Genomic DNA, 13,424 nt, shown 5'->3' with positions numbered 1-13,424 from the left:
GGGCGGGCCCGGGGCCCCCCCCCCGCCGCCCCCCCCCCACTCGTCCCGCCCGGCATGGACCTGCTGAAGGCTGATGTCTTTGAGGAGCTCGGCCCGCTGCTCTCCGCGGAGGCCGCCGCGGAGGCCCCGGGCACCGGAGTGGACGCGGCCGACCTGGAACAAGCCGTCTGGGTCAGGCTGCTGGAGGGAGGCCCCCGCGAACCGGACCCCGACGTCCGGGCGCGCTGGCTGCGCCGGGCGGTGCGCGCGGAGGCCCGGCTCGCCCGGCGCCGCGCCCGCCGCGAGATCCCGTACGGCGCGACCCCCGCGGACGGGGCCGGCGAACCGGAGGGTGCGCTCCTGCACGGCGAGGCGAACCGGGCCCTCCGGTCGGCGGTCGCCCGATTGCCCGGACGCTGCCCGGAGCTGATGAAGGCACTTCTTTCGCCAAGAGACCTCACTTACCGTGAAATCGCAGGGGAGTTGGGTATCTCACAAGGAAGTTTGGGGCCCGTCCGTTCCCGTTGCCTGGGATGTCTGCGCAGAATGCTGACTGCAGAGGTTGCGGCTCCTGGCTTGCGGGGAAAGGAGCGGTAGACCAACGGGCAACCAGGTGAGCGGGAGGCATGCGCACATGGGCATGAGCGTGACCATTTCGGCGGCGGCTGCCGAGGACGCTGAGCAGATCTTCAAGCTGCAGTACCTGGCCTTCCAGCGGGAGGCCGAGCTGTACGGCAACTACCTCATCCAGCCGCTCACCCAGTCCCTGGACTCCCTCAAGGGCGAACTGGCGACGGACACCGTGCTGGTGGCCCGGCTCGGCGACGAGGTCGTCGGCGCCGTGCGCGGCAGCGTCGACGAGGACGGCACCGGGAAGATCGCCAAGCTGTGCGTCCACCCCCGGATGCAGGGACACGGTCTCGGCGCGCGCCTGCTGCGCGCCGTCGAGGTCGCCCTCGCGGGCGACAGCGCCACCATCCGCTTCCGCCTCCACACGGGGCACAAGAGCGAGTCCAACCTGCGGCTCTACCGCAAGGCCGGCTACACCCAGGTCGGCGGCCGCACGGCCTCCGACGGCGTCCGGCTGGTGATCCTGGAGAAGGAAGCCAAGGACACCGACTTCGCGGTCAGCGCCTGACCCGCGCCTGACCCTTCTCGCGCAGCCAGAGCATCCCGGTGATCGGCAGGATCACCGGGATGAACAGGTAGCCCATCCCGAAGTCCGACCACACGGTCGCGTCGGGGAAGGCGTCGGGGCGCACCAGGGTCCAGGTGCCCACCGTCAGGACGCCGGCCAGCTCGGCGGCGCAGCAGACGAGCGCCGCCCTGCGGGCCGTCTCCCCGCCGCGCACCAGCGAGTACGTGATGAACGCGTAGACCAGCGCGGCCACGGCGGACAGCGAGTACGCCAGCGGCGCCCGGTCGAACTCGGTGGAGATCTGGTAGGCCGATCGCGAGACCGCGCCCACCACCATCACCCCGTACAGCCACACCAGGAGCAGCCCCGGCCCGGAGACGAGCCGCCTGCGTCCGGCGGGAGTGGCGGTCGTCGTGTCAGGCACCGGCGGTTCCCCAGATGTCGTAGAGCCGTACTTCGAGGACGGCGAGGACGACCGCGCCCGCGGCGACCGTCACCGAGCCCCACTTGGTCCGCTCGCTCAGCGAGAGCATCCCGGCGGCCGGTACCGCCGCGAAGGCGCCCACCAGGTAGGCCACGAAGATCACCGTGCCCTCGTCCGGCTTCTCGCCGCGGGCCAGCATGACCAGGCCGATCACCAGCTGGGCCAGGACCGGTACGGTCACCACGGCCATGCCGATGAAGTGCCAGTCCTTGGTCGGCTGGTCCCGCCATGCGGCGTGGCCGCACCAGGCGGCGAGGGCGAGTGCGGCCACGCCTATGGCGACCGTCAGGGCGTCGAGCATGCAGCGAGGGTATTACGGTCCGAAAGACCCGATGCGCGCACCCTCCCTCCCCGCTCCCCTCCCTCCCCGCTCCCCTCCCTCCCCGCTCCCCTTCCTCCCCGCTCCCCTTCCTCCGCGGGGCCGCACGCGGTGCGTCGTGGTCTTGACCACAGCACGCACCTCCGCCGGACGGCGTGCGGACCGGTCGCATGGGACCTGCCGGGCGTGTCCGTGCAGGTCGGAGCGGTCGGCCGGACGCTCGGGGCGGACGGCCGGGCCGGCCCCTGACGTCCGGCATGCGGTCGGTTCGCGTCCGCTATCCGGACAGCTTTGATCGATGAAGCGACATGTCTGCTTTACTGGGGCCCATGACCACGACGAGCAGCCGCACCCTTGCGACCGAGGCGACGATGACGCCCGGTGCTCGTTGTATGTGTCGAATGCGCGCCTTCTGAGGGCCCCTTCCCCAGCCTCGCGCCCCGAAGCGAGAACGGCCGAGCCCGTCCATCCGCTGTGGACCGCTCCTGCCCCGCGCCGCGCCGAGACCGCTGATTCATCCGGTTTCGACCCGTATCGCGCCCCCAGACATTTGCCTTTGCCCCGTGCCGGCACCGCTTTGCCGTGCACTCGACAGCGACGGAAATCCTGTGATCACCACATCGGGCCTCACGAAGGTCTACCAGTCCCGTGGCCGCGAGGTCACCGCCCTGGACGGCGTGGACCTCCACGTCCGCGAGGGCGAGGTCTACGGAGTCATCGGCCAGAGCGGCGCCGGCAAGTCCTCCCTGATCCGCTGCGTGAACCTGCTGGAGCGCCCCACCGCCGGCACCGTGAGCGTCGACGGCGTCGACCTCACCGCGCTGGCGGGCCGCGGCCGCCGCGCCGGCAAGGAGCTCCGCGAGGCCCGCAGCCGCATCGGCATGGTCTTCCAGCACTTCAACCTGCTGTCCTCGCGCACCGTGCAGGGCAACATCGAGCTGCCCCTGGAGATCCTCGGCGTCTCCGGCCGCGAGCGCTCCCGCAAGGCCCTGGAACTCCTCGACCTGGTCGGCCTCGCCGACAAGGCCAAGGCCTACCCCACCCAGCTCTCCGGCGGCCAGAAGCAGCGCGTCGGCATCGCCCGCGCCCTGGCCGGCGATCCCAAGGTGCTGCTGTCCGACGAGGCCACCAGCGCGCTGGACCCCGAGACCACCCGCTCCATCCTCCAGTTGCTGCGCGACCTTAACCAGCAGCTCGGCCTCACCGTGCTGCTCATCACGCACGAGATGGACGTGGTCAAGTCGGTCTGCGACTCGGCCGCCCTGATGAAGCGGGGCCGGATCGTCGAGTCCGGCACCGTCGCCGAACTGCTCGCCACCCCCGGCTCCGAGCTCGCCGGCGAACTCTTCCCCGTCACCGGCGCCGCCACCGGCCCCGACCGCACCGTCGTCGACGTCACCTTCCACGGTGACGCCGCCGCCCAGCCGGTCATCTCGCAGCTCTCGCGCACGTACAACATCGACATCTCGATCCTCGGCGCCGCGATGGACACCGTCGCGGGCCGCCAGATCGGCCGCATGCGCATCGAACTGCCCGGCCGCTACGAGGACAACGTCGTACCCGTGGGCTTCCTGCGCGAGCAGGGCCTCCAGGTCGACGTCGTCGACGGGACCGACGGGGTCGGCGCGACGGACGAGATGGACGACGAACTGGCCGCGCTGGTCAAGGATGGTGCGAAGTGACCTGGTCCGAAATGCAGCCCCTGCTCACCCAGGGCACCTACGACACCCTCTACATGGTGCTGTGGTCGACCCTGGTGACCGTCCTGGGCGGACTGCCGATCGGCATCCTGCTGGTCCTCACCGACAAGGGCGGCCTCCTCCAGAACCGGCCGCTCAACAAGGTCCTCGGCGTGATCGTGAACGTCGGCCGCTCACTGCCGTTCATCATCCTGCTGATCTTCCTGATCCCGGTCACCACCGCCGTCGTGGGCACCTTCATCGGCCCGACCGCCATGATCGTCCCGCTCGCCATCGGCGCCGTCCCCTTCTTCGCCCGGCTCGTCGAGACCGCCGTCCGCGAGGTGGACCACGGCCTGATCGAGGCCGTCGAGTCCATGGGCGGCGGCATCCCCACCCTCGTCGGCAAGGTGCTCCTCCCGCAGGCCCTGCCGTCCCTGGTCGCCGCGGTCACGACCACCGTCATCACGCTGGTCGGCTACTCCGCCATGGCCGGCGCGGTCGGCGGCGAAGGCCTCGGATCCAAGGCCATCACCTACGGCTTCCAGCGCTTCGAGACCGGCTTCATGGTCGCCACCGTCGTCGTCCTGGTCGCCATCGTCACGGTGATCCAGCTCCTCGGCGACGGCGTGGTGCGCCTCCTGGCCCGCCGCGGCCGGACCGCCTGAACAGCCCTCGGGCCGACCAGACCTCCCCCCTCAAGAAAGCCCGCACTTGTCGTGCTTGGGCCACCACCGTTACATGCAAGAAAGGCACTCTTCGTGCGTAAGAACGTCAAGCTCACCGCCCTCGCCGCCACCGCCACCGCGCTCGCCCTCGGCCTCACCGCCTGCGGCAGCTCCTCGGACCCGTCCTCCGCCAAGGCCGACGGCGGCAAGAGCGACGAGAGCAAGCCCCTGGTCATCGCGGCCTCCCCGAGCCCGCACGCCGACATCCTCAACTTCGTCAAGGACGAGCTCGCCGCCAAGGAAGGCCTCAAGCTGGAGGTCAAGGAGTTCACGGACTACGTCCTGCCGAACACCGCCACCCAGCAGGGCCAGGTCGACGGCAACTACTTCCAGCACAAGCCGTACCTCGACGACTTCAACAAGAAGAACAAGACGACCATCGTGCCCGTCGTCAACGTGCACCTGGAGCCCCTCGGCCTCTACTCCAAGAAGGCCAAGGCCATAGGCGACATCAAGGCCGGCCAGACCGTCGCCGTCCCCAACGACACGACCAACGAGGGCCGCGCGCTCCAGCTGCTCGCCGCGAACAACCTGATCACCCTCAAGGAGGGCGTCGGCACCAGCGCCAAGCTGTCCGACATCACCGACAAGAAGGGCCTGGAGTTCAAGGAGCTGGAGGCCGCCACGGTCCCGCGCGCCCTGAACGACGTGGACGCCGCCGTCATCAACGGCAACTACGCGATCGAGGCCGGCCTCTCGCCCGCCAAGGACGCGCTGATCGCGGAGAAGGCCGAGGGCAACCCGTACGCCAACTTCCTCGCGGTCAAGGACGGCAACCAGAACGACCCGCGGATCCAGAAGCTCGCCAAGCTCCTGAACTCCGACGAGGTCAAGAAGTTCATCGAGGAGAAGTACCAGGGCTCGGTCGTCCCGGCCTTCACCCCCCCGGCCTCCTGAGCCTCCGACCGGATCCGGCCACACCTTTCGGCCACCCCTTCCGGTCAGGCATTTCGGCCCCGCACGCCCCTGTCGGCGCGCGGGGCCGAGCGCTGCCCGCCCGCGGGCAACCCGGCCCTGCACATCCCCCGGTCGATGCTGCATGCTGTGGCCTACGACCCGCACAAACGGTCCCGCACCACGGTCTCAGGCATGGAGCTGCGCATGACTACCACCTTCCCGGACGTCACCATCAGCACGGACCGGCTGGTGCTGCGCCCCTTCGAGGAGGAGGACGTCACCGCGCTCACCGAGATGATGAACGACGAGAACGTCACGGCCTGGACGACCGTCCCGCACCCCTACACCCAGGCCGACGCGCACGGCTGGGCCACCCGGCAGTCCCACGCCGAACGCACCGAGGGCCGCGGCCTCGTCCTCGCCGTCACCGAGTTCCTCACCCACCGCCTCGTCGGCATCGTCCACCTCCAGAACACCAACTGGCGCACCCGCTCCACCGAGGTCGGCTACGTCACCGCCCCCTGGGCCCGGGGCGAGGGCTACGCCAGCGAGTCCGTGCTCGCCGTCGCCCAGTGGCTCTTCCGCGAGCAGGGCTTCGAACGCCTCGAACTGCGTACCCCCGCCGACAACACCGCCTCCCAGCAAGTGGCCCAGAAGATCGGCTGCATCAGCGAGGGCGTCCTGCGCAACGCGTGGATAGTGCGCACGCAGACGGCCGACGGCGGCTGGAGCGACACCCGCACCGACCTCATCGTCTGGAGCCTGGTCCCCGAGGACCTCGACGACGCGGAGGCGTACGGCGACTACGCGGACTACGGCGGCTACCGCGAGGGGTACGACGCCTACACGGCGGACACCGCCCGCGGGCAGCGGGCCGACGTCGCCGGCCACCCCGTCGGCGCCGACTGGAAGTGAACCGATGACCAGGTAGTCTCACCGTGCCCGAACCCGACAAACTGCGCCTCCCCCCACTCCAGGAGACTGACGACGATGGCCGACCGGGTCACGGTGATCGGCTGGGACGGCTCGCCCCTGACCGCGGCGGCCCGGTCCGCGCTCTCCGCCGCCACCCTCGTGGCCGGCGCGGCCCACCACCTCGCCCTCCCCGAGGTCCCGCCCACGGCCGAACGCATCCGCCTCGGCAGCCTCGGACTCGCCGCCCGCCGCATCGCCGGCCACCGCGGCACCGCCGTCGTCTTCGCCGACGGCGACCCCGGCTTCTTCGGCGTCGTACGCACCCTGCGCGCTCCCGAGCACGGCCTGGAGGTCGAGGTCGTCCCGGCCGTCTCCTCCGTCGCCGCCGCCTTCGCCCGCGCCGGCATGCCCTGGGACGACGCCCAGGTGGTCGTCGCCCACCCCCGCACCCTGCGCCGCGCCGTCAACGTCATCCGCGCCCACGGCAAGGTCGCCGTCCTCACCTCGCCCGGCGCCGGCCCCGCCGAACTCGCGCTGCTCCTCGACGGAGTCCACCGCACCTTCGTGATCTGCGAGGAACTCGGCACGGACAAGGAGCAGGTGAGCGTCCTCACCTCCGACCGGGCCGCCGACCACACCTGGCGCGACCCGAACGTCGTCATCGTCATCGGCGGCGGACAGGCCCTGGCCGCCGAACAGGCCTGGCTGCTCGGCCAGAGCCCCGCCCAGTCCCAGTCCGCCGGACGCGGCTGGGCCAGGCCCCAGGCCGACACGGGAGAAGGGGAGTCGGCCCAGCTGCGCGCCGCCCAGCTCGCCCGGCTCGGCCCCCGCACCGGCGACCTCGTCTGGGACATCGGCGCCGGTTCCGGGGGCGTCGCCGTGGACGCCGCCGTGCTCGGCGCCGCCGTCATCGCCGTGGACGCCGACCCGGACGCCTGTGAACGCATAACGGCCGCGGCCCGCAAGCGGGGCGTACAGCTCCAGGTCGTCGCCGGGCGCGCACCCCACGTCCTGGAGAACCTGCCCGAACCCGACGTCGTACGCGTCGGCGGCGGGGGAGCCCGGGTCGTCGCGGCCGTCGCCGACCGCCGCCCCGAACGGATCGTCAGCCACGCCTCGACGCGCGACGAAGCGGAGGCCATCGGCCGCACGCTCACCGAACACGGGTACGCGGTGGAGTGCGCGCTGCTGCAGTCCGTGGGCCTGGACACCCGCACCTGGGCCGAACAGGAGCGTTCGGTCGTCTTCCTCCTGGCAGCCGAACGCCCCGTGACCCGCTGAGGCGAGGGCCGGGGTAGGCTGGCCGATCGTCGTACCGCCCAGGACGATCCGGGCATCACGGCACCGGTCGACGCGCGACGTGGCGCAGTCCACAGTGGACCGTGGCGGTTATGGCCGCCACGGTGGCTAACGGGCGCGACAATGCTTAGTGGTTGTCGCGCAGGCGCACGTGAGGCGCTGGCGCCGCACGGCAACTCCGCACGGCGGGCTCGTGGCCGACCGGGCGATCGAAGAGGCAACACGATGGGCGAGGGGTACGCATGACTGACACCGGCCAGGTCCCGGGCGAGGGTCACCCGGACAACGCGGGCATGGTGGATCAGCAGGGCATCCCCGCTCAGGTCCAGCTGCCGCCGGTTCCCGCGGGCTACGCCTTCCAGGACCTCGTGGACGACCCGGCCGGGCCCGAGGACGAGGAACTGCTGCTGATGCCGAGCGGCCAGGGCGCGTGGAGCGACCCGCAGGTCGTCCCGTCGGCCCCCGCCTTCCCGGTCGAGAACGCGCCGGGCGAGGCGCAGGCGTACGGCGACGTGCCGTACGGCGCCGACCCTTCGTACCCCGGGGCTCCGGTGGCGTACGCGGAGCCCGCCGCGTACCCCGAGTACCCGTCCTACGGTGCCGACGCCCACGAGGCGGGCGGCCGCGATTCCGGCGCGCTCGACCTCGGCGGACTCGTCGCGCCTCCCCAGGACTCCGTCCGGGGGTACCCCCAGCCCGCTGCCCCCGCCCCTGCCGCCGCCCAGGCGGCTCCGGTCCGGCGGCCGCTGCACATGGGCCCGCCGATGCCCGAGGCCAACGGCGGAGTCGTACGGTCCCTCGCGGACCGCGGTCCGGCCGCCACGCCCGCTGCTCCGGCCGCCGCGGCTCCGGTCCCCCAGGCGGGGCCGCCGGCCACGGGCCTCGAATACCTGGACGTCCCGCGCGCCGAGGCCGCCGTCCCCGCGCCGCACTTCGGCGAGATCCCCCCGCAGGCCGGCGAGCCGTGGACCCCGGAGCCCGCGCCGGCGCCGGTGTCCGCCCCCGAGCCGGCGGCGGAGACCGTCCCCGAGCCTGCGGCGGAGACCGTCCCGGCGCCCGTGGCTCCCGAGCCCGGGCCCGTGCCCGCCCCGGAGCCGGCCGCCGAGGCTGCTCCTGAGCCGCAGCCCGAGCCGGTCGCCGTCGAGGCCGCCCCGGAGTCGGCGCCCGAGCCCGTACCGGCCCCCGTCGAGGTCGAGGCCGTCGCTCCTGAGCCGCAGCCGCAGTCTGAGCCGCAGCCGGAGGCCGTACCCGCCCCCGCCGAAGTGGTGACCCAGGCGCCGGAGCCCGAGCCCGCCGTGGAGCCCGAGCCGCAGCCCGTGCCCGAGCAGGCCGCTCCCGCAGCGGTCGAGCCGGTCGTCGAGCCCGTGCCCGAGCCCGTCACGGCCGGGCCCGTCACGGCCGGGCCCGAGCAGGCCGCCACGGAGCCGATCGCCACGGAGCCCGTACCGGCCGAGCCCCAGCCGGTCGCCACGGAGCCGGTCGCGCCCCAGCCGGTCGAGCCCCAGCCGGTCGCCGCCGAGCCCGTACCGGCCGAGCCCGTACCGGCCGAGCCCGTACCGGCCGAACCCCAGCCGGTCGCCGTCGAGCCCGCTCAGGCGGAGCCGGAGCCCGTCCCCGCCGAGGCGGAGCCGGTGGCGGCCGAGCCCGAGCCGGTGGCCGCCGAGGCGGAGCCGCAGGCCGAGCCCGCCGCCGCCGTCCCCGCAGAGCCCGCCGCGGGCGAGGCGGCTCCCGCCTACGACGACGCCGAGCGCGAGGCCGTCCTGCGCGTCATGCGCGAACGCCGTGACATCCGCAAGGGCTTCCGCACCGACCCGATCCCGCACGAGGTCCTCCTGCGCGTGCTGGAGGCGGCCCACACCGCGCCCAGCGTCGGACACTCCCAGCCCTGGGACTTCGTCGTCATCCGCTCCGCCGAGACCCGCCGGACGATGCACGAGCTGGCCCAGCGCCAGCGCGAGGCCTACGCGAACTCCCTGCCCAAGGCCCGCGCGAAGCAGTTCAAGGAACTCAAGATCGAGGCCATCCTCGACACCCCGGTGAACATCGTCGTCACCGCCGACCCCACCCGCGGCGGCCGCCACACCCTCGGCCGGCACACCCAGCCGCAGATGGCCCCGTATTCCTCGGCCCTCGCGGTGGAGAACCTCTGGCTCGCCGCGCGCGCCGAAGGCCTCGGCGTCGGCTGGGTCAGCTTCTTCGACGAGCGCGAGATGGTCCGCGAGCTCGGTCTCCCGGAGCACCTGGAGGTCGTCGCGTACCTGTGCGTCGGCTACGTCGACGAGTTCCCGGAGGAGCCCGAGCTGGCGCAGGCCGGCTGGTCCCGGCGCCGGCCGCTCTCGTGGGTCGTCCACGAGGAGACCTACGGGCGCCGCGCGCTGCCCGGCGAGGAGCCGCACGACCTGCTCTCGGAGACGGTGGCCAGCATCCGCCCGCTCGACGCGAAGGCGCTCGGCGAGGCCTGGGAGCGGCAGAAGCGCATGACCAAGCCCGCCGGGGCCCTGGGCATGCTCGAAATCATCTCGGCCCAGCTCAGCGGCCTCTCCCGGGTCTGCCCGCCGCCGATCCCGGAGCCCGCCGCCGTCGCGATCTTCGCCGGTGACCACGGCGTGCACGCCCAGGGCGTCACCCCGTGGCCCCAGGAGGTCACCACCCAGATGGTGGCCAATTTCCTGGGCGGCGGAGCGGTCTGCAACGCCTTCGCCAACCAGGTCGGCGCCGAGGTGTGCGTGATCGACGTCGGCGTCGCCGGCGACCTGCCCGCCACCCCCGGTCTCCTGCCCCGCAAGGTCCGCCCCGGCACGGCCGACCTGTCCGTCGGCCCCGCGATGACCCGCGAGGAAGCGGTCGCGGCGATCGAGGTGGGCATCGAGACCGCCCGCGACCTGGTCGCGGCGGGCAACAAGGCGCTGCTCACCGGTGAGATGGGCATCGCGAACACCACGGTGTCCGCCGCACTGATCTCGGTCTTCACCGGGGTGGACCCGGCGGAGGTCACCGGCCGCGGCACGGGCATCAACGACGAGACCCACGCCCGCAAGGTCGAGGTCGTCCGCCGCGCCCTGGAACTCCACCAGCCGGACCCGGCGGACCCGGTCGGCGTCCTCGCCGCCATCGGCGGCCTGGAGCACGCGGCGATCGTCGGCCTCCTCCTCGGCGGAGCCTCCCTGCGGACGCCGGTCATCCTGGACGGCGTCAGCGCCGGCGCGGCCGCCCTGGTCGCCCGGGCCATCGCCCCCGAATCCCTGTCGGCCTGCATCGCGGGCCACCGCAGTGCGGAGCCGGGGCACGTGGCGGCCCTGAACAAGCTCGGCCTGCGCCCCCTGGTCGACCTGGACCTCCGCCTCGGCGAGGGTACGGGCGCCCTGCTGGCCCTGCCCCTGGTGCAGAGCGCGGCCCGCGCGATGCACGAGGTCGCCACGTTCGACTCCGCCGGAGTCACCGAGAAGTAGCCCGCGCGGCGCCGCTGCCGGAGGCTCCGACCCCGCCCCCGGCCCCGCGCCTCGGGCTCTCCCGGCTGCCTCCGGGAGGCGCCCCGGGCGGGGCTGAAACGGCGCCGCGCTTCATCCGGCCGCGCCTGGCGCACGGGCGTGAGCCGAATCCGGCCCCGCCCGGAGCACCTGCCGAGGGGGTCCCCCGGACGGAGTCCGGGGGAGGCAGCCGGGGAGTTCGAGGCGCGGGGTGCGGGGCGGACCCCCGGAAGGCCCCGCGCAGCGGGCCCGGACCGGCCCGCGCCACCGCCCGGCCCGCGCCGTATGGTGGACCCGCACAAGAAACCGCACGTCAGTAGCCCGCCGCTCCAGCGCCGCAGCGGCACGCAAACGCATCGCCGCCCTCAGGAGCCGCACTGCCATGGCCGAACACCCCGCCTACCCCGTAGGACTCCGTCTGGCCGGCCGCCGCGTCGTCGTCATCGGCGGCGGACAGGTCGCCCAGCGCCGCCTCCCCGCGCTGATCGCGGCCGGCGCCGACGTCCTGCTCGTCTCGCCCTCCGCCACCCCCTCCGTGGACGCCATGGCCGAGACCGGTGAGATCCGCTGGGAGCGCCGCCGCTACCAGGACGGCGACCTCGCCGGCGCCTGGTACGCCCTCATCGCCACCCAGAACCGCGAGGCCAACGAGCGCGCCTCCGCCGAGGCCGAGCGCGAGCGGGTCTGGTGCGTGCGCGCCGACGACGCCTCCGCCGCCACCGCCTGGACCCCGGCCACCGGCCGCATCGAGGGCGTCACCGTCGCCGTGCTGACGGGCAACGACCCGCGCCGCTCCGCCGCGGTCCGCGACGCCGTCGTCGAGGGCCTGCGCGACGGCACCCTCGCCGCCCCCGGCCACCGGCACAAGTCCACCCCCGGCGTCTCCCTCGTCGGCGGCGGCCCCGGCGACCCCGACCTCATCACCGTGCGCGGCCGCCGCCTCCTCGCCGAGGCCGATGTCGTCATCGCCGACCGGCTCGGTCCCCGCGACCTGCTCGACGAGCTCCCCCCGCACGTCGAGGTCATCGACGCCGCGAAGATCCCGTACGGCCGGTACATGGCCCAGGAGGCCATCAACAACGCCCTGATCGAGCACGCCAAGGCCGGGAAGGCCGTGGTCCGGCTCAAGGGCGGCGACCCGTACGTCTTCGGCCGCGGCATGGAGGAGCTCCAGGCACTCGCCGAGGCCGGCATCCCCTGCACCGTCGTCCCCGGCATCTCCAGCTCCATCTCGGTTCCCGGCGCCGTCGGCATCCCGGTCACCCACCGGGGCGTGGCACACGAGTTCACCGTGGTCAGCGGCCACGTCGGCCCCGACGACCCGCGTTCGCTCGTGGACTGGGCCTCCCTCGCCCGGCTCACCGGAACCCTGGTCATCCTCATGGGCGTCGACAAGATCGGCCTGATCGCCGAGGCGCTCGTGCGCCACGGCCGCTCCGCCGACACCCCCGTGGCGGTGATCCAGGAGGGCACCACCGCCACCCAGCGCCGGGTGGACGCGACCCTCGCCACGGTCGGCGAGACCGTCCGCGCACAGGAGGTCCGCCCGCCCGCGGTCATCGTCATCGGCGAGGTCGTCCGCGTCGGCACCCCGAGCGCCCCCACCACCAGCGCCTGACAGGCCGTTGGCACCGCACCCAGGACAAGGCAGTATCACCCTGTGGCTGATCTCATCACCGTCGAGGACCCCGACGACCCGCGCCTGCGCGACTACACGGGCCTGACCGACGTCGAACTGCGGCGCAGGCGCGAGCCCGCCGAAGGGCTCTTCATCGCCGAGGGCGAGAAGGTCATCAGACGCGCCAAGGACGCCGGGTACGAGATGCGCTCGATGCTGCTCTCCGCCAAGTGGGTCGATGTCATGCGCGACGTGATCGACGAGCTCCCCGCCCCGGTCTACGCCGTCACCCCGGAGCTCGCCGAACGCGTCACCGGCTACCACGTGCACCGCGGCGCCCTCGCCTCGATGCAGCGCAAGCCGCTGCCCACGGCCCAGGACCTGCTCGCCACCACCCGTCGTGTGGTCGTCATGGAAGCGGTCAACGACCACACGAACATCGGGGCCATCTTCCGCAGCGCCGCCGCCCTCGGCATGGACGCGGTGCTGCTGTCGCCCGACTGCGCGGACCCGCTCTACCGCCGCTCGGTCAAGGTCTCCATGGGCGCGGTCTTCTCCGTCCCCTACGCCCGTCTGGACGCCTGGCCCAAGAGCCTGGACTCGGTCCGCGAGGCAGGCTTCAAGCTGCTCGCCCTGACCCCCCACCAGAAGGCCTCGCCGATCGACGTGGCAGCGCCGCAGTCCCTGGAGCGGGTGGCCCTGATGCTGGGTGCCGAAGGGGACGGCCTGTCCACCCAGGCGCTGGTGGCCGCCGACGAATGGGTGCGCATCCCCATGGCGCACGGCGTGGACTCACTGAACGTGGGCGCCGCCGCCGCGGTCGCCTTCTACGCCGTGGCCCAGGGCCGCGCATCCAGCTAGTGCGGTGACAGGCAAGGTCCACCGGCCACAGCACTAGTGC

General features: G+C 73.2%; 12 protein-coding genes. 10 read left to right on the top strand and 2 right to left on the bottom strand.

The window, feature by feature from the left end; translation table 11 throughout:
• Positions 1–54 precede the first annotated feature (54 nt).
• On the top strand, positions 55–576 hold the full coding sequence (locus ACFCZ1_RS32725; RefSeq protein ID WP_376681908.1) for a sigma-70 family RNA polymerase sigma factor: 522 nt from the start codon (positions 55–57) through the stop codon (positions 574–576).
• Positions 577–613: 37 nt separating this feature from the next.
• Entirely contained in the window at positions 614–1,117 is a 504-nt protein-coding gene (locus ACFCZ1_RS32720) for a GNAT family N-acetyltransferase (protein WP_376681907.1), read from the top strand.
• Here the strand turns inward: ACFCZ1_RS32720 and ACFCZ1_RS32715 are convergent.
• Both ACFCZ1_RS32715 and ACFCZ1_RS32710 read right to left on the bottom strand, forming a co-directional pair.
• Positions 1,107–1,541: a hypothetical protein gene (locus tag ACFCZ1_RS32715; RefSeq protein WP_376681906.1), complete on the bottom strand. Its 435-nt coding sequence runs from the start codon at positions 1,539–1,541 to the stop codon at positions 1,107–1,109. The two genes, ACFCZ1_RS32720 and ACFCZ1_RS32715, sit on opposite strands and share 11 nt — an antisense overlap.
• Positions 1,534–1,902, bottom strand: coding sequence for a hypothetical protein (locus ACFCZ1_RS32710; protein ID WP_376681905.1), 369 nt, complete (start codon positions 1,900–1,902; stop codon positions 1,534–1,536). The genes ACFCZ1_RS32715 and ACFCZ1_RS32710 overlap by 8 nt, the downstream gene beginning before the upstream one ends.
• A 626-nt stretch (positions 1,903–2,528) precedes the next feature.
• Here ACFCZ1_RS32710 and ACFCZ1_RS32705 point away from each other — a divergent pair.
• From ACFCZ1_RS32705 to ACFCZ1_RS32670, 8 genes are all read left to right on the top strand, one after another.
• Entirely contained in the window at positions 2,529–3,602 is a 1,074-nt protein-coding gene (locus tag ACFCZ1_RS32705; RefSeq protein ID WP_376681904.1) for a methionine ABC transporter ATP-binding protein, read from the top strand.
• The gene (locus ACFCZ1_RS32700; protein ID WP_376681903.1) at positions 3,599–4,267 is read left to right on the top strand and encodes a methionine ABC transporter permease; all 669 of its coding nucleotides are present in this window, start codon (positions 3,599–3,601) and stop codon (positions 4,265–4,267) included. The genes ACFCZ1_RS32705 and ACFCZ1_RS32700 overlap by 4 nt, the downstream gene beginning before the upstream one ends.
• 93 nt (positions 4,268–4,360) lie before the next feature.
• Positions 4,361–5,224 (top strand): MetQ/NlpA family ABC transporter substrate-binding protein, encoded by an 864-nt coding sequence (locus ACFCZ1_RS32695; RefSeq protein WP_376681902.1) that lies wholly within the window; start codon positions 4,361–4,363, stop codon positions 5,222–5,224.
• A gap of 204 nt (positions 5,225–5,428) precedes the next feature.
• Positions 5,429–6,139 (top strand): GNAT family N-acetyltransferase, encoded by a 711-nt coding sequence (locus tag ACFCZ1_RS32690; protein WP_376681901.1) that lies wholly within the window; start codon positions 5,429–5,431, stop codon positions 6,137–6,139.
• A 75-nt stretch (positions 6,140–6,214) separates the two neighbouring features.
• The gene (gene cbiE / locus ACFCZ1_RS32685; RefSeq protein ID WP_376681900.1) at positions 6,215–7,420 is read left to right on the top strand and encodes a precorrin-6y C5,15-methyltransferase (decarboxylating) subunit CbiE; all 1,206 of its coding nucleotides are present in this window, start codon (positions 6,215–6,217) and stop codon (positions 7,418–7,420) included.
• Between the two features lie 260 nt (positions 7,421–7,680).
• A complete protein-coding gene (cobT, locus tag ACFCZ1_RS32680) occupies positions 7,681–10,887 on the top strand; it encodes a nicotinate-nucleotide--dimethylbenzimidazole phosphoribosyltransferase (protein ID WP_376681899.1) in 3,207 nt (1,068 codons plus the stop codon).
• 400 nt (positions 10,888–11,287) lie between these two features.
• The gene (gene cobA, locus ACFCZ1_RS32675) at positions 11,288–12,523 is read left to right on the top strand and encodes a uroporphyrinogen-III C-methyltransferase (RefSeq protein ID WP_376681898.1); all 1,236 of its coding nucleotides are present in this window, start codon (positions 11,288–11,290) and stop codon (positions 12,521–12,523) included.
• A gap of 42 nt (positions 12,524–12,565) precedes the next feature.
• Positions 12,566–13,384: a TrmH family RNA methyltransferase gene (locus ACFCZ1_RS32670; protein ID WP_376681897.1), complete on the top strand. Its 819-nt coding sequence runs from the start codon at positions 12,566–12,568 to the stop codon at positions 13,382–13,384.
• Positions 13,385–13,424: the final 40 nt, after the last annotated feature.

It is taken from the genome of Streptomyces sp. NPDC056224 (genome assembly GCF_042267665.1).
In the GTDB taxonomy this organism is placed as follows: Bacteria; Actinomycetota; Actinomycetes; order Streptomycetales; family Streptomycetaceae; genus Streptomyces.
This window is presented reverse-complemented; position numbering and strand designations above follow the sequence as displayed.